25 protein-coding genes are annotated in these 24,962 nt (G+C 58.6%); 3 read left to right on the forward strand and 22 right to left on the reverse strand.

Going from position 1 to position 24,962, the window contains the following annotated elements; translation table 11 throughout:
- Window positions 1-506 precede the first annotated feature (506 nt).
- Window positions 507-1,421: a homoserine O-acetyltransferase MetA gene (gene metA, locus EJL02_RS10320; RefSeq protein WP_125116332.1), complete on the forward strand. Its 915-nt coding sequence runs from the start codon at window positions 507-509 to the stop codon at window positions 1,419-1,421.
- A 39-nt stretch (window positions 1,422-1,460) separates the two neighbouring features.
- On the opposite strand, the gene EJL02_RS10325 is transcribed toward metA, so the two are convergent.
- The 12 genes from EJL02_RS10325 to EJL02_RS10380 form a co-directional block, all read right to left on the reverse strand.
- The gene (locus EJL02_RS10325; RefSeq protein ID WP_125116333.1) at window positions 1,461-2,099 is read right to left on the reverse strand and encodes a redox-sensing transcriptional repressor Rex; all 639 of its coding nucleotides are present in this window, start codon (window positions 2,097-2,099) and stop codon (window positions 1,461-1,463) included.
- A gap of 34 nt (window positions 2,100-2,133) precedes the next feature.
- Window positions 2,134-3,291, reverse strand: a complete 1,158-nt coding sequence (locus tag EJL02_RS10330; RefSeq protein WP_125116334.1) for an isocitrate/isopropylmalate family dehydrogenase — start codon at window positions 3,289-3,291, stop codon at window positions 2,134-2,136.
- A gap of 104 nt (window positions 3,292-3,395) precedes the next feature.
- Window positions 3,396-5,318: an aconitate hydratase gene (locus EJL02_RS10335; protein ID WP_125116335.1), complete on the reverse strand. Its 1,923-nt coding sequence runs from the start codon at window positions 5,316-5,318 to the stop codon at window positions 3,396-3,398.
- 214 nt (window positions 5,319-5,532) lie between these two features.
- Entirely contained in the window at window positions 5,533-6,558 is a 1,026-nt protein-coding gene (gene tsaD / locus EJL02_RS10340; RefSeq protein WP_125116336.1) for a tRNA (adenosine(37)-N6)-threonylcarbamoyltransferase complex transferase subunit TsaD, read from the reverse strand.
- Between the two features lie 17 nt (window positions 6,559-6,575).
- Window positions 6,576-6,785, reverse strand: coding sequence for a hypothetical protein (locus EJL02_RS10345; RefSeq protein ID WP_125116337.1), 210 nt, complete (start codon window positions 6,783-6,785; stop codon window positions 6,576-6,578).
- Entirely contained in the window at window positions 6,782-7,249 is a 468-nt protein-coding gene (locus EJL02_RS10350) for a GNAT family N-acetyltransferase (protein WP_125116338.1), read from the reverse strand. The genes EJL02_RS10345 and EJL02_RS10350 overlap by 4 nt, the downstream gene beginning before the upstream one ends.
- 5 nt (window positions 7,250-7,254) lie before the next feature.
- The gene (gene rimI, locus EJL02_RS10355; protein WP_125116339.1) at window positions 7,255-7,689 is read right to left on the reverse strand and encodes a ribosomal protein S18-alanine N-acetyltransferase; all 435 of its coding nucleotides are present in this window, start codon (window positions 7,687-7,689) and stop codon (window positions 7,255-7,257) included.
- Window positions 7,686-8,117, reverse strand: a complete 432-nt coding sequence (locus EJL02_RS10360) for a low molecular weight protein arginine phosphatase (RefSeq protein ID WP_164510386.1) — start codon at window positions 8,115-8,117, stop codon at window positions 7,686-7,688. Before EJL02_RS10360 ends, rimI begins: the two co-directional genes overlap by 4 nt.
- A gap of 32 nt (window positions 8,118-8,149) precedes the next feature.
- Window positions 8,150-10,783, reverse strand: coding sequence for a DNA polymerase I (gene polA / locus EJL02_RS10365; RefSeq protein WP_125116341.1), 2,634 nt, complete (start codon window positions 10,781-10,783; stop codon window positions 8,150-8,152).
- A gap of 119 nt (window positions 10,784-10,902) precedes the next feature.
- The gene (gene spo0A / locus EJL02_RS10370) at window positions 10,903-11,664 is read right to left on the reverse strand and encodes a sporulation transcription factor Spo0A (RefSeq protein WP_125116342.1); all 762 of its coding nucleotides are present in this window, start codon (window positions 11,662-11,664) and stop codon (window positions 10,903-10,905) included.
- Window positions 11,665-11,819: 155 nt separating this feature from the next.
- A complete protein-coding gene (gene spoIVB, locus EJL02_RS10375; RefSeq protein ID WP_164510387.1) occupies window positions 11,820-12,833 on the reverse strand; it encodes a SpoIVB peptidase in 1,014 nt (337 codons plus the stop codon).
- 200 nt (window positions 12,834-13,033) lie between these two features.
- Window positions 13,034-13,894 (reverse strand): LysR family transcriptional regulator, encoded by an 861-nt coding sequence (locus EJL02_RS10380; RefSeq protein ID WP_125116344.1) that lies wholly within the window; start codon window positions 13,892-13,894, stop codon window positions 13,034-13,036.
- A gap of 108 nt (window positions 13,895-14,002) precedes the next feature.
- Here EJL02_RS10380 and EJL02_RS10385 point away from each other — a divergent pair, with 108 nt between their 5' ends.
- Window positions 14,003-15,034, forward strand: coding sequence for a YeiH family protein (locus EJL02_RS10385; protein WP_125116345.1), 1,032 nt, complete (start codon window positions 14,003-14,005; stop codon window positions 15,032-15,034).
- Between the two features lie 75 nt (window positions 15,035-15,109).
- Here the strand turns inward: EJL02_RS10385 and EJL02_RS10390 are convergent, their stop codons facing one another.
- The 9 genes from EJL02_RS10390 to glyA form a co-directional block, all read right to left on the reverse strand.
- Window positions 15,110-16,093 (reverse strand): P1 family peptidase, encoded by a 984-nt coding sequence (locus EJL02_RS10390; RefSeq protein ID WP_125116346.1) that lies wholly within the window; start codon window positions 16,091-16,093, stop codon window positions 15,110-15,112.
- A 62-nt stretch (window positions 16,094-16,155) separates the two neighbouring features.
- A complete protein-coding gene (locus EJL02_RS10395) occupies window positions 16,156-16,815 on the reverse strand; it encodes an ECF transporter S component (RefSeq protein ID WP_125116347.1) in 660 nt (219 codons plus the stop codon).
- A 68-nt stretch (window positions 16,816-16,883) separates the two neighbouring features.
- Window positions 16,884-17,654 carry a type III pantothenate kinase gene (locus tag EJL02_RS10400; protein WP_125116348.1) on the reverse strand — a complete coding sequence of 257 codons (771 nt, stop codon included), beginning with the start codon at window positions 17,652-17,654 and terminating at the stop codon, window positions 16,884-16,886.
- Window positions 17,655-17,720: 66 nt separating this feature from the next.
- The gene (locus EJL02_RS10405; protein ID WP_125116349.1) at window positions 17,721-18,074 is read right to left on the reverse strand and encodes a putative ABC transporter permease; all 354 of its coding nucleotides are present in this window, start codon (window positions 18,072-18,074) and stop codon (window positions 17,721-17,723) included.
- A 40-nt stretch (window positions 18,075-18,114) separates the two neighbouring features.
- Entirely contained in the window at window positions 18,115-18,567 is a 453-nt protein-coding gene (locus EJL02_RS10410; RefSeq protein ID WP_125116350.1) for a nucleoside 2-deoxyribosyltransferase, read from the reverse strand.
- 21 nt (window positions 18,568-18,588) lie between these two features.
- On the reverse strand, window positions 18,589-19,137 hold the full coding sequence (locus EJL02_RS10415) for a putative ABC transporter permease (protein WP_164510388.1): 549 nt from the start codon (window positions 19,135-19,137) through the stop codon (window positions 18,589-18,591).
- Between the two features lie 117 nt (window positions 19,138-19,254).
- Window positions 19,255-20,391 carry an acyltransferase gene (locus tag EJL02_RS10420; RefSeq protein WP_125116352.1) on the reverse strand — a complete coding sequence of 379 codons (1,137 nt, stop codon included), beginning with the start codon at window positions 20,389-20,391 and terminating at the stop codon, window positions 19,255-19,257.
- Between the two features lie 32 nt (window positions 20,392-20,423).
- On the reverse strand, window positions 20,424-21,755 hold the full coding sequence (locus tag EJL02_RS10425; protein ID WP_125116353.1) for a glucose-6-phosphate isomerase: 1,332 nt from the start codon (window positions 21,753-21,755) through the stop codon (window positions 20,424-20,426).
- A gap of 212 nt (window positions 21,756-21,967) precedes the next feature.
- On the reverse strand, window positions 21,968-23,212 hold the full coding sequence (gene glyA / locus EJL02_RS10430; protein ID WP_125116354.1) for a serine hydroxymethyltransferase: 1,245 nt from the start codon (window positions 23,210-23,212) through the stop codon (window positions 21,968-21,970).
- 203 nt (window positions 23,213-23,415) lie between these two features.
- On the opposite strand from glyA, the gene nth reads away from it, so the two are divergent.
- A complete protein-coding gene (nth, locus tag EJL02_RS10435) occupies window positions 23,416-24,054 on the forward strand; it encodes an endonuclease III (protein WP_125116355.1) in 639 nt (212 codons plus the stop codon).
- A gap of 62 nt (window positions 24,055-24,116) precedes the next feature.
- On the opposite strand, the gene EJL02_RS10440 is transcribed toward nth, so the two are convergent.
- Window positions 24,117-24,959 carry a type III pantothenate kinase gene (locus tag EJL02_RS10440; protein ID WP_125116356.1) on the reverse strand — a complete coding sequence of 281 codons (843 nt, stop codon included), beginning with the start codon at window positions 24,957-24,959 and terminating at the stop codon, window positions 24,117-24,119.
- Window positions 24,960-24,962: the final 3 nt, after the last annotated feature.

The raw sequence follows: 24,962 nt of genomic DNA on the forward strand, positions 1-24,962 counted from the left end.
TTTTTACTGGAGTTCCGACTTCCAGCGATTTACCAAGAGTAAAAAACTCTTAGAATTTCAGGTTCGCACTACACTTGATATAAAACCAAGTTAAGCTTTCTCGTTGTTTAATTTACAAGGTACAATCTGCTGAAACAGAGAATTTTCAGAACTTTTCGAAGCTCTTTACCGTTCTCGGTGACAGCTTATTTAGTATATCAGATTCGAAGCAGTTTGTCAAGAAGTTTTTTCTTTTCTTTTCAAGCTTTTTCGACCCGCGCCGCCTCTTCTCAGAAGCAGCTTGATTAGTATATCAAACTCAGATGCATTTGTCAATAGGTTTTTTCAACTTTTTGATCCGTATCCGGTTTGACCATCTCTTTACGAGACTTATTCAGTATACCGCTCTTTTACCCTTTTGTCAACCGTTTTTTACCGTATCTATGTTTTTCTGACTTGTGGTTCCTTTTCCTTTCTGCTATAATAAAGTATTATAACGCTATTTTACATAAAAAGGAGGGGTCGGCTTGCCAATCAAGATAGCCGACAGTCTGCCTGCGCGCGCTGTGCTGGAAAGCGAAAACATATTCGTCATGACTGAGCACCGCGCGACCACACAGGATATACGACCGCTTCGCATCGCTTTGCTCAATCTGATGCCGCTTAAAATCGTAACGGAGACGCAGATTTTACGCTGCCTTTCCAACACCCCGATCCAGATTGAAGTGGATCTCATTCAAACTAAAACCTATCACTCCAAGAATACCCCCGAAGACCATCTGCTGACTTTCTACAAGACCTTCGACGATATCCGCGACCAAAAGTACGACGGCTTTATTATCACCGGCGCACCGGTAGAAAACATGCCGTTTGAAGAAGTGGAATATTGGGATGAGCTGGTTGAGATCATGGACTGGACCAAAACCCATGTTCACTCCACCCTGCACATCTGCTGGGGTGCGCAAGCTGGTCTATACCACCATTATGGCATCCCCAAATATCCGCTGCCGAAAAAGATGTCCGGCATCTTCCGGCATCATGTGCTGTTCCCCAAGGAGCCGCTTCTGCGCGGTTTTGACGATGTTTTCTGCGCGCCGCATTCGCGCCATACCGAAGTCCGCGCCGAGGACATCCGCAGGGATGACCGGCTGCGTCTGTTGGCTGAATCCAACGAAGCAGGTGTATACATCGTAGAAGCCATGAACGGGCGTCAGATCTTCGTGCTCGGCCACGGAGAATACGATTCGGATACGCTCAAGAAAGAATATGAACGCGATCTGGCGAAGGGCCTGAATCCGGATGTCCCCGTCCATTATTTTCACAACGACGATCCGGACGACGAGATCCTCGTCACTTGGAAGGCACATGCCCATCTGTTTTATACCAACTGGGTCAACTACTATGTATACCAGACCACGCCCTACTATCTGGACAAAATGTAACACGCAAAAAAAGAAACGGTCGAAAGACCGTTTCTTTTTTTATTCCTCTGTCGTGCTGACCAGATGGCACAGCGTCATCAAACTGTCAGACAAATGGACGTTCTCCACCGGTACGCCCAAGCCGCCCAGATGCAAATCCTCGCCCGTAAAATTCCACAGGCCTCGGATACCCTGATCGACCAGCTCCCGTGCAATTTCCGGCGCATGGCTGCGCGGAATGGTCAGCACCGCCACATCCGGCTTGTGCGCCGCAATGAACGACGGCAAATCATCGCTGCTGCGCACCGGATAACCGCCGAACTCTTTGCCCTTCAGTTCCGGATTGGCGTCAAACGCGCACAGCAGACGGAATCCGCTTGCAGCAAAGTCAAAGTTATTGAGCAGCGCGCGGCCCAAGTTGCCCGCGCCCAGCAGGATCGCCGTACGGCCCGCACGCAGACCGAGGATCGAGCCCAATTCCTCCATCAGTTTGTCGATATTATATCCATACCCCTGCTGGCCGAAACCGCCGAAACAGTTAAAGTCCTGTCGGATCTGCGAAGCCGTCAATCCCATGCGCTCCGCCAGTGAACGCGAAGAGATGCGCTGCACGCCTTCAGCCTTCAGTTCGCAGATATTCCGGTAATAGCGCGGCAGACGCTGAATGACCGCTTTGGAAACCTCTTGCTTTCGTTCCACAGGCTCTCTCCTTCTTCCTGATTAAGATAAACGATTACAGGCCGGCAATCGTATCCAGCACATAATCGGTAAATTCCTGCGCGGTAGCGCCGGTATCGCGGCCGGTGACGACCACTTTCTTTTCCTCGAACATGCAGATGTCAAGCGCGCGGTCGAGTTTTTTCGCCAGTTCGATCTCGCCGATATGCTCGAGCAGCATGACGGAAGCACGCAGCACGCTCGACGGATCGGCGTACTTGGCGCGGCCTTCCTGCACCATACGCGGCGCAGAGCCGTGGATCGCTTCGAACATCGCGTAGCGCTTGCCGATGTTGGCCGAGCCCGCGGTGCCGACGCCGCCCTGAATCTCAGCCGCCTCGTCGGTGATGATATCACCGTACAGGTTGGGCAGTACGACCACCTTGAAGTCGCGGCGACGCTTGTCGTCGAGCAGCTTCGCGGTCATGATATCGATGTACCAGTCGTCAAACTCAACTTCCGGGTATTCCTTCGCCACCTTCTGGCAGGTGTCGAGGAACTTGCCGTCAGTCGTCTTGATGATGTTCGCCTTAGTTACGCAGGAAACGCGGTTCTTGCCGGTCTTGCGCGCATAATCAAACGCCAGACGGGCGATACGCTCGCAGCCCTGCGAAGTGGCAACGGTAAAGTCGATGAACAGGTCGTCGTCAATCTGCACACCCTGCGAACCGACCGCGTAGCCGCCTTCGGTGTTCTCACGATAGAAGGTCCAGTCGATGCCGAGTTCAGGCACCTTGACCGGGCGCACGTTGGCAAACAGGTCGAGCGCCTTGCGCATCGCCACGTTCGCAGACTCCACGTTCGGCCACGGATCGCCCTTGCGCGGGGTCGTGGTCGGCCCCTTGAGGATGACATGGCACTGCTTGAGCTGCTCCATGACGTCGGGCGGGATCGCGCAGCCGAGCTCGGCGCGGCGCTCGATGGTCAGGCCGTCGATGACGCGGAACTCCACCTTGCCCGCCTTGACCTTGTCGGCCAACAGCACTTCGAGCGCATGCTGGGCCATACCGGTAATCATCGGACCAATGCCGTCGCCGCCGCACACGCCGATAATCAGCTTGTCGAGTTTAGAATAATCAATAAAGTCGTCCTGCGCCTTCATATCCGCAATGCGCTTGCGCTGGCTCTCGACGACTGCTTCAAACTTTTCCAGAATGGACTGATCGATAGACATGGGAACGTCCTCCTATTGAATTGATATTATTTTAACAAAACTTCTATGTTCTGTCAAGAAAAGCAGGTCAGAGAGAGCCTCCGGCTCCCTCTGACACAAGCAGTTTATTTTACATTCTGACGGGCGTAATTGAGCGTGCCGCCGGCCAGCAGCGCGCCGCGCTGACGGTCGGATACGTCGCAATCCGCCTTGAACGTCTTGCCGCCGCACACCACGGTGACCTGCTGGCCGTTCTTGATCTCTTCCAGCACATTCGGCAGAGAGATCTCGTCGAGCAGGTTGATCGCGTCATAATCCGCCGGATCGGCAAAGGTCAGCGGCAGAATACCGGAATTGACCAGGTTTGCCTTGTGGATACGTGCAAACGACTTGCACAGCACAGCCTTGACGCCCAGATACAGCGGGACAAGCGCCGCGTGCTCACGCGACGAGCCCTGACCATAGTTCGCGCCGCCGACGATGATGCCGCCGCCCTGCTCCTTGCAGCGCGCCGGGAACTCCGGATCGACGTTGATGAAGCAGTAGTTGGAGTAGTACGGCACATTCGAACGGTACGGCAGCAGCTTGGCGCCGGCGGGCAGGATGTGGTCGGTCGTGATGTTGTCCTCGGTCTTGAGAACGACCTTTCCGGTGTAGCTCGCTTCGAGCGCCTTGCCAAGCGGGAACGGCTTGATGTTCGGGCCGCGTACGACCTCGACCTCTTCCGGATGCTCCGCGGGCTTGACGATCATGTTGTCATTGATAACAAAGTGCTCGGGCATCTCGATTTCGGGCATCTCGCCCAGCGTACGCGGATCGGTCAGCACGCCCGCGAGCGCGGAAGCCGCGGCAACTTCGGGCGACACCAGATAAATCTGCGCGTCCTGCGTGCCGGAACGGCCTTCAAAGTTGCGGTTAAAGGTGCGCAGGGATACACCCGCAGACTCCGGCGACTGGCCCATGCCGATGCAGGGACCGCAGGCACATTCCAGAATGCGCGCGCCCGCCGAAATGATATCTGCCAGCGCGCCGTTCTGCGCGAGCATGTTGAACACCTGCTTGGAACCCGGGCTGATGGTCAGCGAAACGTCCGGATGCACAGTCTTGCCCTTGAGAATGGACGCAACCTTCATCATATCGTAGTAAGAAGAGTTGGTGCACGAACCGATGCAGCACTGGTTGATCTTGATGTTGCCGATCTCGGACACCTTTTTGACGTTGTCCGGCATGTGCGGCATTGCAGCCAGCGGCTCAAGCGCGGACAGGTCAACCGTATATTCCTCGTCGTAAGTCGCGTCCGGGTCGGAGGACAGCTCGACCCATACGTCGCCGCGGCCCTGCGCCTCGAGGAACTTTTTCGTCTCCTCGTCGGACGGGAAGATCGAAGTCGTCGCGCCCAGCTCTGCGCCCATGTTGGTGATGGTCGCGCGCTCAGGGACGGACAGGGTCTTTACGCCCTCGCCCGCGTACTCGACAATCTTGCCGACGCCGCCCTTGACGGTCATCTGGCGCAGCACCTCAAGGATGACGTCCTTGGCCGAAACCCACGGCGACAGCTTGCCCGTCAGGGTCACGCGCACCATCTTGGGCATCGGGATGTAATACGCGCCGCCACCCATCGCTACTGCAACGTCCAGACCGCCCGCGCCGAACGCCAGCATGCCGATGCCGCCGCCGGTCGGGGTGTGGCTGTCCGAGCCAATCAGGGTCTTGCCCGGCGCGCCGAAGCGCTCCAGATGCACCTGATGGCAGATGCCGTTGCCCGCCTTGGAATAGTAGATGCCGTGCTTTTTCGCGACCGAGCCGATATATTTGTGGTCGTCCGCATTTTCAAAGCCGGATTGCAGGGTATTATGATCGATATAGGCAACCGACCGCTCGGTCTTGACCTGATCGACGCCCATGGCCTCAAACTGCAGATAGGCCATCGTGCCGGTGGCATCCTGCGTCAGCGTCTGGTCGATCTTGAGGCCGATTTCCTGCCCCTGTACCATTTCACCGTCCACCAGATGCGCCTTCAGGATCTTTTGCGCAATTGTCATACCCATTTTGTGTTTCCTTCGCTCCTTTATGTCCCACACGCGGCGCCTTTTCGTGCGCACCGCGCCCCGCCCCATGCAAGGCGGGTGGTTACGGCTTCCACAGCCTTCTCCACGGCGCGCAAAACGCACCGTGCCCAAAAACAAAACAGAAGTGGCTTTTGCAGCGCAAAAACCACTTCTATTCTACATCATTTCCGTTCTTTTGAAAAGGCCTTTTCGCCTATCGCTTTTCACAAATATTCTCGCCGATCTCCGCAGTCGCGAATGCATTTTGCAGGGTCGTGCCTGTATTACCTGCAAGATACTCAAAATAGGCCTGGCTGCCGATCATCGCCGCGTTATCGCCACACAGACTCAGCGGCGGCAGATACAGCTGCGTATGCGTGCGCTTTGCCATGTCGGAAAGCGCGGCCCGCAGGAAGGAATTGGCTGCCACGCCGCCCGCGCACACCACGCGCCGCGCATGTGTCTGATGGACGGCCTGCTCGAGCCGCGGCACGAGCGTGCGCACCACCGCCTCACAGAACGAAGCGGCAAGGTCGTTTTTGTCGATCTCCTCGCCCTTCTGCTCGGCGTTGTGCGCCAGATTGATGACCGCCGTCTTGAGGCCGGAAAAGGAAAAGTCGAGCGGCGCATCCTTGATATGCGAATCCGGCAGCTTATACCGCGTCGGATCGCCCTCCTGCGCCATTTTGTCGATCTTGGGGCCGCCCGGATAGCCGACGCCCAAAACGCGCGCGACCTTATCAAACGCCTCGCCCGCCGCGTCGTCCCGCGTGCCGCCGAGGATCTCAAACTGCGTGTAATCGCGCACGATGACGATCTCGCTGTGCCCGCCCGACGCGATTAGCGTCAAAAACGGCGGTTTGAGTTCAGGATAGGCGAGATAGGTCGCCGCGATGTGTCCCCGGATGTGATGCACCGGGATAAACGGCTTGTCCAGTGCAAAGGCAAGCGACTTTCCGAAATTCGCGCCGACGAGCAGCGCGCCGATCAACCCCGGTGCACAGGTCGCTGCGACCGCGTCCACCGCGTGCTTGTCCATCTTCGCGTCCGCGAGCGCACACTCGGTCACGCGCACAACCGCTTCCATGTGCCGGCGCGAGGCGATCTCCGGCACCACGCCGCCATACAGCGCGTGCGTCGCGATCTGCGTATCCACCACGCTGGATAAAATTTTCCGTCCGTCCTCGATCACGGCTGCCGCCGTCTCGTCGCAGGAGGACTCGATAGCCAAAATTCTCATGCGTTGATACCCACCCGTTAAAAAGAATATGTCATAAAAATCAGCACCCGAATCACCGCCGCCACCGGCAGCAGCAGCGCGCCGCTCAAGCTGACCTGCATGCGGACCACCTGTGCCTTCGGGTCGCCGCCGCCCTGTACCGCGCGCAGCGCATCGCACAGCGCATGGGCGAACACGCAGGCGCACATCACCGTTCCGATCAGGCAAAGCGCCAAAAACACGATCATGTCCGACTCTCCTCCACCGCCAGCATTTTCTCGAAGCAGCGGCAGTTTTCCGCGCCCGCCGGGCTGCCGTAATACGCGATTTCCTGATACCCCAGCTTGTGATACAGCGCCGCGGAATCGTCGGTCGTGCGCGCAGTTTCGAGAATCGCGCGCGTGTAGCCGTGCGCTGCGACGTCCTGCTCAAGTGCGCGGATCAGTGCGCTGGCAACGCCCTGCCGTCGGCAATCCGGCGCGACAAAAATCCGCTTGATCTCGGCGGTCTGGTCGTCAATTTTCTTCCATGCACCGCAGCCAGCGGCTTTTCCGCCCTGATACGCTGCCATGCGGGCGTTCAGCAGATGCGGGTCGTTGTATTTGGCATACCGCCGATGTACCTCGCCCACGACCTGGAAATAATACTCGTCCAGCTGCTGCACCAGCGCCAGAAAGTCCGCGTTGTCCGCGTCCACAAACCGGATCTCCATGTGCTTCACTCCTTTAGAAACAGCGTCATCAGCACCGCGTCCTCGGTCGGCGCGGTATAAAAATTTTTGCGCACGCCGACGCGCCCAAAGCCCGCGCCTTCATACAGCGCAAGGGCAGGCGCATTGGACGCACGCGCCTCCAGCGTGACAAAAGCCAAGTCCTGCACCCGCGCGCGGGACACCAATTCTGCAATCAGCGCGCGGCCGATCCCCTGCCGCCGGCAATCCGGCGACACCGCGACATTGGTGATGTACCCTTCGTCCAGCACGGTCTGGCAGCCGACATAGCCGACCGCCTGTCCGTCCCGCTCGGCAACCAGAAAAAGCCCTTTGCCCAGCTCTTCGCGCAGCATGCTTTCGCTCCACGGCGCGTGAAAACACGCTTTTTCGATCTCCGCCAGCGCCGCCAAATGGCGCTCCGCCATCGGCACGACCGTCATGCGCCCAGTCTCCCAATGATGCTGCGCACGCCCTGATCGATCTCGGCCGCCGCGCGGCGATAGGTTTCCAGATCGCCGCCGAACGGGTCGGAAACGTCCGCAGGCAGCAGGGTGAACACCTTGTCCGCGCAGTCCGGGTACAACTCGCACAGGCGGTCATACAGCGCGCCGGTCATACAGACCAGATAGCGCGCGTTTTTGGCCATTTCAGGCGTCAGCATCCGCGAGCGGTGCGCCGAGATATCCGCGCCCAGCTCCCCTGCCGCCGCCACCGCGTTTTCGGAAGCCGGCAGGCCGTCCTGCGTGAACAAACCCGCCGACGCGGCCGCAAGGCCGGTCTGTTCCTCGCCGTCATGCGCGCGGAACAAGCCTTCCGCCATCGGAGAACGGCAGGTGTTGCCCGTGCAAATAAAAATGATACTATCCATAGAAAAACACTCCCAGTACGGTTCCATGCAAATTATTTTGTGTCATACCAGCTGTGTCCCGCCTTGGCTTCCGCCACCAGCGGCGCATCCATCGGGAACGCCGCTTCCATCTCCTCGCGCAGCAGCCGCATCGCGGTTTCCTGCTCGTTTTTGGGCGCCTCGAGGATCAGCTCGTCGTGCACCTGCAAAATCAGGCGGCTTTCCAGCCCTTCGCGCAGCAGGCGGTCGCGCACGCGCACCATCGCGATCTTGATGATGTCCGCCGCGGTGCCCTGAATGGGTGTATTCATCGCAACGCGCTCGCCGAACGAGCGGATATTGAAGTTGCGGCTCTTGAGTTCGGGCAGCGCACGACGGCGCCCGAACAAGGTCGTCACATAGCCATTTTCCTTCGCGCTTTCCTTGATGTCGTCCATATATTTGGCAACACCCGGATAGGTGGCAAGATAGGTACGGATAAACTCGCCCGCCTCCTTGCGCGTTACGCCGATATCCTGCGCAAGCGAAAAATCCGAAATGCCGTATACAATGCCGAAGTTCACCGCCTTGCACGAGGAGCGCATCTGCGGCGTGACCTCCTCCAGCGGCACATGGTAGACCTTGGCCGCGGTCGCGGCGTGAATGTCCTGCCCCGAACGGAAGGCTTCGATCATATGTGCGTCCTGCGAGATATGCGCGAGCACGCGCAGCTCGATCTGCGAATAGTCCGCGTCGATCAGCACATGGTCGTCATCCGGCGCGACAAACATACGGCGCAGCTCGCGACCCAGCTCGGTGCGCACCGGGATATTCTGCAAATTCGGATCGGTCGAGGACAGGCGGCCGGTCGCGGTGACCGTCTGCTGGAAGTGCGTATGGATACGGCCGTCCTTGGGGCTGATAACCTTCAGAAGCCCCTCGACATAGGTGCTCTTGAGCTTGCTCAGCTGGCGGTATTCCAGAATACGCGGCACGATCGGATGATCCTCCGCGATGCGCTCGAGCACCTCGGCGCTGGTGGAATAGCCGGTTTTGGTCTTTTTCGGCGCGGACAGATGCAGTTTTTCAAACAACACCTCGCCCAGCTGCTTGGGGCTGTTGATGTTGAACTCGCCGTCCGCATCGTGATAGATCTGCTGGGTCAGCTCGCGGATGCGCGCATCCAGCTTGTCGCCGAAGGCACGCAGCGCTTCCGGCTCGACCGCGCAGCCGAGCACTTCCATCTCGGCCAGCACGCGCAGGAGCGGCAGCTCGATCTCGTAATACAGCTTGCGCATGCCCAGCTGCTCGATCTGCTCGGCGGTTTCGGTATAGATCGCGCGGATGGCTGCGGCGTGCTGTGCGCAGGCCGCAGCGGTCGCGTCCTGCCCGCCGAGCGGAGAAACCGCCGCCGGATCGTCCAGATCGAGGGCGGGCAGCTCGGTGTTGCAGTACGCCAGCGCCACACGCGGCAGGTCATAGCCCGACTGTGTCGGATCGATGACGTACGCCGCGATGCAGGTGTCAAAGCGGATGCCATCGGGCGAAATCCCGCGCGCAAGCAGCGCCGCTGCGACCGGCTTGGCGTCGTGCAGTACAAGCTCGATCGAGCCGTCGAACAGGCGGCGCAGCAGGTCGTCCCACTCGTTTTCGGCGAAATCGTCCGCAAACAGCACGGATGCCGTTTCGCCGTCGAGCAGGCAAACCGCGCGCAGCGTTTCGGAAAGCACGGCAAACACGCGGTCGGACGCGGTCAGCGCGTCGAGGAGCGCAAAGGCTTCCGCCGCCTGCGTCACGCGCTGCACCTGCGTTTCGGGCAGGCGCGGCGCGGCCTGCTCGCCGCTTAAGTTCAGCCGCTTGATGTAGTTTTTGAATTCCAACCGCGTCAGCATGTCGTACAGCGCCTGCGCATCCATTTTGGCTTCGGGCAGGTTTTCCACATCCAGCTCGAGCGGCGCGTTCCGGTCGATCGTCGCCAACCAGTAGCTGTCCCTGGCCGACTGCTCGCCCGCTTCCAGCTTGGTGCGCGCGCCTTTTTTGATGCGCGGGTCGTCCAGATGCTGGTATACGCCGTCCAGCGAGCCAAAGTCGTGCAGCAGCTGCATCGCGGTCTTTTCCCCGATGCCCGGCACGCCCGGAATGTTGTCCGACGAGTCGCCCATCAGCGCCTTGAGATCGACCAGGTAAATCGGATCAAACCCGTATTTTTCACGGAATTTTTCCGTATCATAGCTTTCGTAGGTGGTCTGCCCCATCTTGGTCGTCACCAGCCGCACGGTCGTGCCGCCGCCGACCAGCTGCAAGCTGTCGCGGTCGCCCGTGACGACGACGCATTGGTCGCCATGCTCGTTTGCGCGGCGGCTGATCGTGCCGATCAGGTCGTCGGCCTCGTAGCCCGCCAGTTCGCAGCGCACCAGCCCCATTGCGTCCAGCACGTCCTTGACGACCGGCAGCTGCGCTGCCAGCTCGTCCGGCATGCCCTTGCGCGTGGCTTTATAGGAATCGAATTTCAGATGACGGAAGGTTTTCTCCCGCACGTCAAAGCAGACGACGGTGCGGTCGGGTTTTTCGTCGTCCTGCAATTTGAACAGGGTGGCAAGGAAACCGTAAACCGCGTTGGTCGGCAAGCCCTCGTGGTTGGAGAGCTGCCGCACGCCGTAAAACGCGCGGTTCAAAATGCTGTTGCCGTCAATGACCATGATTTTCATCAAAACAATCCTCATTTTTCTGCAAATTTCTGCTTGAGATTATTATATCCTATTGTCAGACATATTTCCAGACAAAATAAGGGACGGAGCATCCCGCCCCGTCCCCTGTTCGATTGTGTTTACGCCCCGAACCGCATTTGCAGCCGCAGCCGGTCGGCAATCATGGAAATAAACTCCGAGTTGGTCGGTTTGCCCTTGACGCCCGACACCGTATAGCCGAAATAGCTTTGCAGCGTTTCGATATCGCCGCGATCCCATGCGACCTCGATCGCGTGGCGGATCGCCCGCTCGACGCGCGAAGAGGTCGTTTTGAATTTCTTCGCAATCGACGGATACAATACTTTGGTAATCGCGCTCACCGCGTCCATATCATTGACCGCCATCATGATCGCCTCACGCAGATACTGATAGCCCTTGATATGCGCCGGTACGCCGACCTGATGGATGACCTCAGTCACGCGCACCTCGAGCGCTTTCCCTTCCCCCGACGGGGTTTCCTCCTGCTTTCCTGCGCGCCACAGGCGGATGCGTTCGCATACGCGCTCGGCCTCCATCGGCTTGCGCAGAAACATATCCACGCCCAGCGCCGTGCATTCCGCCCCGGCCTGAGGACTGGCAAACGCAGAAAGCACCACTACCGCAGGTTTGTGCTGTCCCTGCGACCGCAGGCGATCGAGCACCATGATACCGTCCATCACCGGCAGCACCAGATCGATGATGAGCAGATCAGGTTTGAGTTCCTGCACAGCCGCAAGGGCTTTTCCGCCGTCTTCCGCAATGCCGGCCAGTTCCATATCATCGGCTTGTTCCAGCGCCGCTGCCATGCGCGCGCAGAATTCGCTGTCGTCGTCCGCGATCAATACCCGGATTTTCTGTTCCATGTTGTCAATACCAGCTTTCCGAAAATTTGTCGTCTCTCTTTCTTGTCATTAATTTACCATATACTTCCAAATTATTCAAGGAAAATCTCGAATCTCTGAACTTTTTTCGCTCGACACAATTCGACAAATTTCGACAAACCGCGCCATCATCCGCCTTAATTTTCCATTTCCTCAATCATCCGTTCGATGCCGATGGCATAGCCGCAGGTCGGGTCATTGACCAGAACGTGCGTCACCGCACCAATCAGCTTGCCGTTTTGCAGCACCGGACTGCCGCTCATGCCCTGCACAATGCCGCCGGTTTTCTCGATCAGTTCCGGATCGGTCACGCGCAGCATCATGCCGCGGCCATACTCGTCATCCTCCGGATAAATTTTTTCCACCTGCACAGAATACCTTTCGACCGTGTCCCCTTCGACGTTGGTCAGGATTTCCGCCTCGCCCACCTGAATCTCATCGGCCGATGCCACCGGCACGGATTCCAGCGATTCATAGACCGAACTGTCGGTCAGTGTGCCGAAAATACCGCTCTCGGTGTTCTCATCCACCGTACCGATCGTGCCGTCCGTGGAAAACTCGCCTTGCAGCGCGCCCGGCTCGCCGGCTTCACCGCGCTGCACCGACCCGACCGAGGACTCGATCAGGCTGCCGTCTTTGAGCGGGATGAGCACGCCGGTTTCACTGTCGCAGATGCCGTGGCCGAGCGAACCGTACGCGCCGGTTTCCGGATCGACATAGGTCAGCGTGCCGATGCCCGCCATGCCGTCGCGCGCGAGCACGCCGATGCGGTACACACCGTCCTCATCCGCGCACGGCGTCACGGTCACCGTGCGTGTGCTGCCATCGTTTTCGAGCGTCAGCTCCACCGGTTGCCCGCCGGAAAGCGCGATCTGTTTTTGCAGATCATCGTTGGCGCTGACTTCCGCTCCGTTGACCCCGACGATCAGGTCGCCTTCCTGCACACCCGCATCCCGCGCCGGACAGACCGCGCCGTCCGCCGTCTGCACGTCATCCAGCCGCACGATCAGCACGCCATCCGCGCTCATCTGAATGCCGACCGTATGGCCGATCGGGATGAGGGAGGAGATCTCCGCCGCCTGCGCGGAAACCAGCATCGCAAGGGTCAAAATCAGGGAAACTGCGATTTTTTTTGCATGTCTTTGCTGCATTTTTTCCCCTCCGCGTTTACTATGCCACGCGATGCCCGCAAAAACGCCTGTGACCCTTTGCTTTTCGCGCAGCATTTTTGGCTGCATGAAAAGACTTTGGGATGGAAAGTTTTTCTTACGCACAAAAACGGCGGTTTCTCCGCAGCTTGTGGGAGAAAACCGCCGTTTTTTACAATATTTACAACATGATTTGCCGTGCGCTATTCCATCCAGTCCGTCCACGCGTCCGCAAACTGATTATCCTTGAGACAAACAAAATGAAACGCACCGCTGAGCGGTTCCCCTTCGAGCGTGAACTGCGCGAGCGTTCCCGCCGCAAGCTCGCGCTCGACCACCGCAGCATACAAAAAGGAAACGCCGACGCCGTCCCGGACCAGCGTCTTGATCATCGCGAAGTCGCTGATGCAGGCCAGACTGGGAAAACTGCGCAGCGTGCGGCTGCGGCGGCGCAGCGCCTGTTCAAACACCGCGCGCGTGCCCGATCCCGCCTCGCGCACCAGCAGGCGCTCGCGCACCAGCTCGTCAAAGGGCACCGCGCGCCCGGCAAAACGGTGCGTCGGTGCGCAGACCCCCAGAAATGCCTCCTGCCGGTACATTTTCGCAGCATATTTTTCCTGATCGAAAAAACCTTCGACCAGCGCAAAATCCAGCCGTCCGCCTTCCAATTCGCGCAGCAAAATCTGGGTGTTTTCCACCAGCAGGGAAAAACGGGCGGTGGGATGCGCCTGCAAAAATCGCTGCACCTGCGGAGCGATCACATATTCCCCGATGGTCTTGGTCGCGCCCACCCGCAGCGACACCGCCTCGGGCGCGGCCATGCGCTGCTCGACCTGATCGCAGTTATATGCCAGCGAACGCGCCAGCTCGCGCAGGCGCAATCCGGCATCGGTCAGACGCAGCGTCTTGCCTTCATAGGAAAACAGCCGACAGCCGTAATGATCTTCCAGAAAGTGTACATGATGGGTCACGGCCGGCTGTGTGATGCACAGCTGCTCCGCCGCACGGGTATAGTTCATGGTTTCACATAACACCAGAAAGGTATGCAGTCTTGTGTCCAGCATAAAATCACCTATAAGTACAATTTATGGAAGTATTAGTATTCTTCATTTTATTTTATCGTGAAGCTGTATTATAATCAAGAAAAAAAGAGAAAAAAGAAGGAAAACGACATGCAATTCATCAAACAAAACGGTCCCGGTCTGCTGCTCTGCCTGATCATCGCGCTTCCCTGCTGGTATCTCGGTCATCTGTTCCCCGTGATCGGCGGGCCGGTGTTCGCCATCCTTGCCGGTATGGTGATCACGCTGCTCTGGAAAAACCAGACGCGCTTTGCGGGCGGCATCACCTTCACCTCCAAGAAGATCCTGCAATACGCGGTCATCCTGCTCGGTTTCGGCCTGAACCTGTCTGAAATTGCCAAGGTTGGCGCGCTGTCGCTGCCCATCATCTGCTCGACCATCGCCACCTCGCTGATCATTTCCTTTGTCCTGTACCGCTGCATGAAGATCCCGGCCAATATTTCCACGCTGGTCGGTGTCGGCTCGTCCATCTGCGGCGGCTCTGCGATTGCGGCCACCGCACCGGTCATCGGCGCGGATGACGAAGAGATCGCGCAGGCGATTTCGGTCATCTTCCTGTTCAATGTGCTGGCCGCGCTGATTTTCCCCTCGTTCGGCGGCGCGATCGGCCTGACCAACGACGGCTTCGGCCTGTTCGCCGGCACAGCGATCAATGATACCTCTTCGGTCACGGCCGCCGCTTCCACTTGGGATACTCTGCATGGTACGCAGGGCGCGGTGCTGGCCTATGCCACCATCGTCAAACTGACCCGCACGCTGGCCATCATCCCGATCACGCTCGTGCTCGCCTTCTGGCAGGTACGGCAGGCCAAGCGCAGCAACGAGACGCGCCGCGGCAGCTTCTCCCTCCGCAAGATTTTCCCCTTCTTCATCCTGTTCTTTGTGCTCGCCTCGATCATCACTACGGTTGCCACGATGAACGGCGTGGATGCCGCGGTATTCGATCCCTTCAAATCGCTTTCCAAGTTCTTCATCATCATGGCCATGGCGGCCATCGGCCTGCACACCAACATTATCAAACTGATCCGCACCGGCGGCAAGCCGATCCTGATGGGCTTCTGCTGCTGGATCGGCATCACCGGCGTCAGCCTCGGCATGCAGCACCTGATGGGTCTGCTCTGAGCAGCAAAACGCCAAAACAAAACGGCGGCCCGTCCGAACCCAGTCGGACAGGCCGCCGCTTTTTCTTTTTTTCGCTCAAACCGTGCCCAGCGTCTGCGCACAGGGCAGGCCGAAGCCGTCGCGTGCGGCGCGCACGCCGCAGCCGATCGCTTTCGCCATGACGTAGGACGCGAGCGTCGCGACCGCGTTGAGGTCGGCCTTTTCGTGACCGACCGAGCACGCATAGATCGAATCGCCGTCCGCCGTGGTATGTACCGGCCGGATCGCGCGCGCAAAGCCGTTGTGCGCCATGGATGCCACGCGCGTCAGCTCCGCCTTGCTGAATGCCGCATTGGTCACAATCGCGCCGATCGTTGTGTTGGTCGCCGTTTTGTTCGCCGAAAACGGGTTGCGCGCGGTTTCAATACCCGCATACATCTGCTCCTCGGTCGAGCGCAGACCGTGTCCGTTCTCGGCACGCAGGCCGGCGATCTGACGGCCGGTGTCCACGTCGAAGATATCGCCCAAGGCGTTGACCACCACGATCGCGCCCACGCGGATCTCCCCCGCCTGCACCGCATACGCGCCGATGCCGCTCTTCATGGCATACGGCGCGCCGCAGAACTTGCCGACCGTTGCGCCCATGCCGCCGCCGACGCAGCCCAGCGCCAGCTCGGTGCGCGAAGCGTTCTCGCATGCGCGGTAAGCCATCGCGCCGTCCGGCCGCACGGATTTATCACCGATCGCCAGATCAAAAATGCACGACTGCGCGACCAGCGGCACGGGCGTGATGCCCGTATCAAAGCCAATACCTCGCTCCTCCAGAAAGCGCATCACGCCGCCCGCCGCGTCCAGCCCGAACGCCGATCCGCCCGAAAGCACAAGCGCGTGCAGTCCGGCCGCGTCCGCCACCGGCGCCAGCAGCGGCGTTTCGCGGCTAGCCGGACCGCCGCCGCGGATATCCACCCCCGCGGGCGCACACTCGTCAAACAGAAGCACGGTCACGCCCGTACCGGCTTTTTCGTCCTGCGCCTGGCCGACCTGAAACCCGCCGACCTGCATAAAATCAATCTGCTGCATATTGTTCCTCCTTTGAAAAAAAAGCTGCGGGATACGCAGCTTTTTTCGTTCTATGTGTTGGATCAGACCGTACCGTGCTGTGTTGCTTTCGCGCCGCGGCGACCGAAAATGCTGATCAGCACCTTGCCGACCGCCAGCGTCAGCACCGCAGCGATCAGTGCCTCCGGCACACCGTTGATCGCCACTACGCCCATAATGACCTTAAGCAGCAGGTCAAAGCTCTGGCCGCCCGCCGCCGCGTACTGCTCACCGAACAGCAGGTAAATCAGGCCCATTACGCCGATCGTGTTGACCATGGAGCCCACAAAACCCGCAACCGGCAGCGCCAGCGCCTGCTTGTCATGCGAAATGCGCATCACCAGCTGGAACACCAGACCCGCGATCACACCGATCAGCACGCGCGGCACGATCGCCACGATCAGGCTGGTCCAGTTGCCCGAAAACTCCGGGCTGAAGCTGTAAAACGGGGTGAACACGAACGAGGTCAGGTTCGGGGTGATCGTCGCACGGATGACGCTTGTGATGCCGAACTCCGCACCCAGCACGGCGCCCGCCTTGGGCCCCAGCAGGCACGCACCGAGAATGACCGGGATGTGCATGGTCGTTGCATTCATAAAGCCGAGCGGTATGTAGCCCAGCGGCGTGAACGCCAGCACCAGTTCCAGCGCCACCAGCAGCGCCATCTGCGCCAGCAGCTTTACGTCCGTCTTTTTCTGATTCATATTCTGTTTTCCTCCTGCTCCCGTCCCGCCCTTTTCGTCGGGTACAGGGCTTATTTGGTCAATACGCTTCAGGAGCGATTGCGCTTCCAGATCAGGTGCAGCCCGTCCAGCAGCAGATTCCTGTCGTACTCACACGCAGCGCGCAGATACGGCAGCACCAGCGGTGCACTGTCGCCCGTGACGATCATATGCGGCGTCTGTCCGAGCGCTTCCGCGAAACGCTCAACCATACCGTCCACCATCGCCGCTGCACCGAAAACCGCGCCCACGCGCATCGCGTCCACCGTGTTGCGCGCCAGAACGCCCTCGTTTTTGGCCTCCAGCGCCACAGAAGGCAGCTGTGCCGCCTGCTGACGCAGGGCTTCCACGCTCAAGCGCACGCCCGCGGTGATCGCAGAGCCGACCAACGCGCCCGCCTGATCGAGCACGGTAAACGTCGTCGCCGTGCCCAGGCACACCACCACACAGGGCAGCTTGCCCTTGGCGCGCGCGGCCACAGCGGCCGCCACGCGGTCGGAGCCGACCTGCCGCGGCTGTTCCGAGCGGATGTTCAGACCGGTTTTCACCCCGCTGGACACCTCGATCACGTCGGTCACACCCAGCAGGCGCAGCGCATTTTCCAGCACGGACACCATGCCCGGCACCACCGAGCTGAGCACCGCACCGCGGATGCATCCGGACGGCACGCCATACAGGTCAAAAACCTGCCGCAGCTTGCAGGCATAATCATCTCCGGTCTGCTTGGGTTCGGTCGCGATGGAAGCGGCAAAAACCTGCGCGTCTTCTTCATAACCGCCCAGCAAAACGTGGCTGTTTCCTGCATTGACTGCGATCAGCATGGCGTTTCTCCTTTCCGGCGTATTGCCACCGATATTATACGCCCGCGGCGCCCGCTTGGCAAGCACTTATTTGGGCAGCATGACCGGTGCGGCGAGCAGCGTCCAGAGTGCCGCATATTTGGGACAGATCTGCCCCTGAATATTCCCTTTTTCCCGCGAATAATCCCACACATCCATATGATAGACGCGGTTGACCGTGCAGCCGACCACATATTCCGCCGCTGTGATGCACGCCGCGCCGCACAGGCAGCGCGCAAGCGGCTTCTCCCCGCGCACACGGCCTCGCAGCCGGTGCAGCCCGACCAGCACCGCGCCGCCCGTCAGCGCCATCGTCCAGTGCGTATAGCCGCGCCAAAGGATTTCAATGAGCGAATATCCGCCCGCACCCAACAAAAAAAGTCCCGCTGTTTGTCCTTTCATCACAAATCACCGGAACTTATTCTGTCTGTTTTGCCGTTTTTTATGCCTGCTCTGCACGGCAAACCGCGAGCGCCGCCGCAAAATCACCCTCGACGATCCGCGCGCTGCACGACAGCATCAGATTGAGCGGCAAGCCGAAATCCTCGACCGAAAAACCGTTTTCGTCCCGCTCGCCCAGCTTTTCGCGCAGGCTGCGCGCATCCGATACATAGCCATATACGGTTTTGCCCTTGGCAAACGCATAACCGACCTCAAAGCAGGTGCCGCTGTCCGGCTCCGCCCCGCGGAAGGCGTTGAGGTTGGCGATCACGATATCCGCGCTGTCGATCAAACCGCAGTTGCCGGCAAAAATCGCCTGTGCGGTATCCGCCTCGTTGTCAAACGGATACAGGCCGATAAAACCCTTTTCCGCGCACATCATTTTCATTTTGGCGCCGCGCTGTACCGCGTCCGGCGCAAACACATCAAAACCTGCAAGATAAATCTTTTTCATTTTGTTCTCCCTTCTGACCTCTCAACGCAGCAGGCGGATCACCCAGTCCTGTACGAACAGCACAAACAACACCCAGAACACCGGTTTGCGCCGGTCGCCCAGCCGCGCCACACCTTTTTCCACCAGCGGCTGCAAGATGTACAGGATAATCATGCCGCCCACGCCAAAACGCAGGCTCGCCGACAGGCAGATGCGCCCCTGCCACTGGATGCTGTACCGCGTATAGTCCCACAGCCAGCCGCCGGTCGTCCATTCAAGCAGATAGCTGGTGATCAACTCGACCACGGTCGTCAGCAAAACGATCGCAGCAAACACCACAACGGGTGTCACGCTGACCTTTCCGATGCGCAATGGCTTACGCGACAGCGGCCGCAGGCAGGCAATAATCAGCAGCGCCCCAAAGCCGTACACCGGCAGATACGGCCCGAACAGAAAACCGCGGTTGGAAAACCCCCAGCGGTATACCACAACTTCCAGGAACACCTCATAGATCCAGCCGATGACCGCATATATCCAAAAATACAAAAACCATGTTTGAAAGCACGCCGCAGCCTTTTCTTTCCCTTTCATTGGCGTTTCTCCTTTCCCCCACAAAAGAACCCTATCCATCGGTATGAGCAGTATACCATACTTTGCCGCCGAGGGAAAGTATGGCACAAAAAAAGCGGCCGCAGCGCGACCGCTTTTTTATTTTACAGACGCCGGATGCCCAAAGATGCGCTTGCCGCAGCGCCGCAATGCGGCCGCAGCGCTGTCCACGCCCCACGCAATCAGCACCGCCCCCACGAGTGTGCACACTGTCAGCACCGCGTAAAACACATACCGGTTGATCTCCGGCTGCGCCTGCAGCAGCTCAAGCGAGCACGAGGTCAGCACCAGCACATGCGCCAGATACGCCTGATAGGAATGCCGCCCGACAAAGCCGCATAACTTGCAGATCGGCCGCACCTGTGCCAGCCATTCCGCCAGACCGTACAGGAACAAAATGGCCGCCAGCGTCATCACTGCGTAAACCGGGGACAAAAAGCTGACGCAGGAGAAATTGACCGCGCCGGTATTCTGTACCGCGCGCACGCTCAGATAGGCGGCATACCCGGCCGAACCGACGAACAGCAGACCGGTCAGCACGAGCAGGCGGCGCGCCCAAGCCGTGAACACGGCTGTAAACAAGCCGCACAACGCGCCCATCGCAAAATAGCCCAGCCACGGCACAAAAATCCGGGTGCGCCATGTGACGAGCAGCTGCTGTGCAATCCTGCCCGTCGGATGCCACGCCAACAGCACCAGCCACACCGCAAACAAACCAACTAGTACCAGCGCAGCCCGCTGTCGTGTGCCGCATCGGCGGCGCAGCGCATCCCGCACCAGAAAGAACAGCGGCATCACCAGCACAAACTGGAAGATCATCGGCACATACCAAAGGTGGTAGTCCGCGTCTCCGTACAGCACACTGCGCACCACCGTGCGCAGCGTGACCGGTTTTTCCGTATAGAGGAGATACACCACCGACCAAAGGACATATGGCAGCGCCAGCTGCCGCAGCCGCTTACCCAGATAAGGCAGATACCGCGGCCGGTCGGTATGTACATAAAACAACGCCGCGCCAAACAAAAAGACAAACATCGGTACGGCAAAACGAATTGGCTCAAACAAAACGGCAATCACCAGTTTTTCGTTCAAGCCAATTTCCGGTCGGCGCGCATAGGCGCCCAATATGTGTTGCGCCGCCACCGCCGCGAAAGCGGCGGTGCGGAGCACATCCCATGACGGCACATGCGGTTTCCGCTTGGCAGCGGGGGCCGTGCCGTCCATTTTTTGTGTCATAAACGTAACAGTCCTTTGCGGGTCGTCCCGGTTTACAGGCGCGCTTCCAGTTCCTTGCGGCGATCCTCATAGCCCGGCTTGCCGAGCAGCGCGAACATGTTCTTTTTGTACGCCTCCACGCCCGGCTGGTTGAACGGGTTGACGCCGAGCAGATAGCCCGAAATGCCGCAGGCCTTCTCGAAGAAGTAAACCAGATAGCCGAAGTGCCATGCATCGGTCTTGTCGATCTCGATGATGATGTTGGGCGTGCCGCCGTCCATATGCGCGATCAGCGTGCCCTGATACGCCTTGGAGTTGACAAACTGCACGCTCTTACCCGCCAGATAGTTCAGGCCGTCGATATCCTCGGCGGTTTCTTCGATATAGCTCTCCGAACGCGGCTGCTTAACCCAGACAACGGTTTCAAACATATTGCGGGTGCCGTCCTGAATGAACTGACCGATTGAGTGCAGGTCGGTCGAGAAGTTGGCCGAAGTAGCAAACAGGCCCTTGTGGTCCTTGCCTTCGGACTCGTCAAACAGCTGCTTGAACCACTCGCCGAGCATGACGAGCGCGGGCTCATAGTTGACCAGGATCTCCATAGCCTTTCCCTTCTGGTGCAGAATAGTGCGCAGCGCCGCATACTTGGCGCAGTCATGGTCCGTGCCTTCCGCGTACGCCTTGCGCGCTTCCGCCGCGCCTGCCATCGCCGCGTCGATATCCACACCGGCCGCCGCCATCGGCAGCAGGCCGACTGCGGTCAGCACGGAGAAGCGGCCGCCGACGTCGTCCGGTACGACAAAGGTCTCGTAGCCCTCGTCATCCGCGAGCTTTTTGAGCGCGCCGCGCGATTTGTCGGTCGTGGCAAAGATGCGGTCCTTCGCGCCTTCCTTGCCGTACTTTTCTTCGATCAGCTTTTTGAAAATGCGAAACGCGATGGCCGGCTCGGTCGTCGTGCCCGACTTGGAAATGACATTGATGCAGAAGTCACGGTCGCCGATGATCTTAATCACGTCATTGAGGTAGGACGACGAGATATTGCTGCCGACGAAGTATACTTCCGGAATGCCTTCCGGACGCACGCCGTTATACATCTGACCGCCCACGAACTCGATCGCGGCGCGGGCACCCAGATACGAACCGCCAATGCCGATGACGACCAGCACGTCGCAGGTCTGCTGAATCTTCTTGGCCGCCTGCTTGATGCGGGCGAATTCTTCCTTATCATACGCCTCCGGCAGGTCCACCCAGCCGAGGTAATCGTTGCCCGCACCGCTCTTGCCGTGCAGGGTGTCCTGCGCCGCCTTGACCAGCGGCGCCATGCAGGCCAGCTCTTGTTCCGCTACAAAGCCCTTCAATCCTGTCAGTTTCAATTCCATCGACATTACTGCATTTCCCCTTCATTCATATTGTGAAAAGCCACTTCATTGACTTACAGCAATTCTTTTATTAGTATACCATATCTGTGGCAAAGCGCAAGGATTTTGTTGACTTTCTACAAAACTTTTACTTTCACGACACGCAAATACGGCATTATTGCCCACCGCATTTCTATGCAATCTATAAAAAAGCCGCTCCCAAAGGGAGCGGCTGTGTTTTAGCGGTAAATCGGGAAATTCGAGCAGATATCACACACATTGTGACGGATTTCGTCCGCCTTGTTGTCGAAATCGGTCGCTGCCTGCCAGATGAACTCGGCGATGTGCAGCATTTCGGGTTCACCAAAGCCACGCGAGGTGACCGCCGGCGTGCCGACACGCTGGCCGGAAGTGACAAACGGGCTCTCCGGATCGTTCGGGATCGCGTTCTTGTTAGCGGTGATATAAACCTCGTCCAGACGACGCTGCAGTTCCTTGCCGGTGATGCCGGTCTTGCGCAGATCGATCAGCATGAGGTGGTTGTCCGTGCCGCCGGAAACCAGATCAAAGCCCTGATCGAGCAGTGCCTTCGCCAGCACGCGCGCATTGGTGATGACCTGCTGCTGGTACGCCTTGAACTCGGGCTTGAGCGCCTCGCCGAAGCAGACAGCCTTGGCTGCAATCACATGCTCGAGCGGGCCGCCCTGCGTGCCCGGGAAGATCGCCTTGTTGAACTTCTTGCCCAGCTCTTCGTTGTTGGACAGGATCACGCCGCCGCGGGGGCCGCGCAGCGTCTTGTGCGTGGTGGTGGTGACCACATCCGCATAGGGCAGCGGGCTCATGTGCAGGCCGGCCGCAACCAGACCCGCGATATGCGCCATATCCACAAACAGGTACGCGCCGACTTCGTGCGCGATCTCTGCAAACTTGGCAAAATCAATGGCGCGCGGATACGCAGATGCGCCGGCGATGATCATCTTGGGCTTTTCCTTCTTGGCCAGATCACGCACCGCGTCATAGTCGATATAGCCGTTGTCGTCCACACCGTAAGATACGATATGGTACAGCAGGCCGGACTGGTTGACCGGCGAGCCATGCGTCAGGTGACCGCCGTTGTCCAGGCTCATGCCCAGCACGGTGTCGCCCGGCTTGCACAGCGCCTGATAAACCGCCATGTTGGCCTGCGCACCCGAATGGGGCTGCACATTGGCATACTTCGCGCCAAATACTTCACACACACGTTTGATGGCCAGGTTTTCTACCTCATCGACACATTCGCAGCCGCCGTAGTAGCGCTTGCCCGGATAACCTTCTGCATATTTATTGGTCAGCACAGAACCCATTGCCGCCAAAACTGCTTCACTGACGATGTTTTCCGAAGCGATCAGCTCAATATTGCGGGCCTGACGGTCATACTCCGCCTGAATCATGCGGCCCAGCTCGGGATCATACGCCTTTACAAATTCCATTGCCTCGCGTACCATATTTCAACCTCCATCACACATGTGCTTTAGACTTCTATTTTATTAAACCACATTTTACCCTTTGATGCTATTGGCAAACAGATAGATTTTGCCCCTGCTTGCCTGCACATTATGTTGAAATTGTTAAATCTGGTATGACAGCTTGCTTTCTGCTCCAAATATGGTATCATAGTATCATATACGCTGTCAGGAGAGGATATTCCATGACCAAACAAGAACGCGCCCGCGCGGTCACTGAACTGCTGCGCGAAGTTTATCCCGAGGCGGTATGCGCGCTGCATTATACACATGACTATGAACTTTTGTTCGCCACGCGTTTGTCCGCGCAATGCACGGATGCGCGCGTCAACATCGTGACCGAAACGCTGTTCAAGCAATTCCCCACGCTGGAAAGTTTCGCTCAAGCGCCCGAGGAAGAGATCGCGGAAGCGATCAAGACCTGCGGCCTGTTCCGCACCAAGGCGCGCGACCTCAAGGCCTGCGCGATCATGCTGCTCGACCAGTACGGCGGCAAGGTGCCGGACACGATGGAAGAACTCCTGAAGCTTCCCGGCGTCGGCCGCAAAACGGCAAACCTCATCCTCGGGGACATTTTCGGCAAACCCGCGATCGTCACCGATACACACTGTATCCGTCTGTCCAACCGGCTTGGCTTTGTCAAAAACGAAAAGGACCCCGTCAAGGTGGAAAACGCGCTGCGCAAACTGATCGACCCGGCGGAGTCCTCGGATTTCTGCCACCGGCTGGTGCTGTTCGGCCGCGAACACTGCACCGCGCGCAATCCCAAATGTCAGGACTGCCCACTCGGCGCGGTTTGTCCGTCTTATCCGATCACAAAATAAACTGCTGTTACATACAAAACCGCCGCAGGCATGCCTGCGGCGGTTTTTTCATCCCTGTGTTGTTATTTTGCGTCCCAGCCGTTTTCCTCGGTCGCTTCGAGCAGACAGGTCTCGCTGTTCAGCCCGCGTCCCTCAAACACCGGACGGTTGTTTTCATAAATCAACCGCAGTCCCTCGAGCGTCAGGTTGGGATCGACCTCGTCGATCAGGTCGCAATATTCCGCCATCATGCGGCCCATGCCGCCCGTGGCGATCACGCGTGCGTTGCCGCCGAGTTCCTTGCGGATATCCGTGATGATGCCGCTCAGCGCGCCGACATAGCCGCGCACCGCGCCCGACTGCATGGACTGCACAGTGGTTTTGCCGATGGCGTGTTCCGGCCGCTCGATATCCACGCGCGGCAGCTTGGATGCCTTGAGAAACAGCGCCTCCATCGCAACCTTGATGCCCGGGAAGATCGCACCGCCCTGATACGCGCCGTTCTCGTCGATCGCATCAAACGTAGTGGCCGTGCCGATATCCACAATGACCAACGGCTTGCCATACTTGCGCACCGCGGACACCGCGTTGACCAGACGGTCCGTGCCGACCTCACGCGGATTGGCATAGCAATTTTCAATACCGATATCCACATCGCGTCCCGCGATGACCGGCCGCACCCGCAGATATTTGCGGATCGCATTGATCAGCGTATACATCACCGGCGGCACGACCGACGCGATGATCACCGCGCGCGTCTCGTTGCGGTCAATGCCGTGAAAATGGTAATACTGCGAAATCTGCATGCCCAGCTCATCCGAAGTGCGCTCCGCATTGGTCGAAATGCGGAACGAGCCGCGCAGTTTTTCCCCCTCATATAATCCGAACACCATGTTGGTGTTGCCTACATCGATTGCCAAAAGCATATC

It is taken from the genome of Agathobaculum sp. Marseille-P7918 (assembly GCF_900625105.1).
Lineage (GTDB): Bacteria > Bacillota > Clostridia > Oscillospirales > Butyricicoccaceae > Agathobaculum.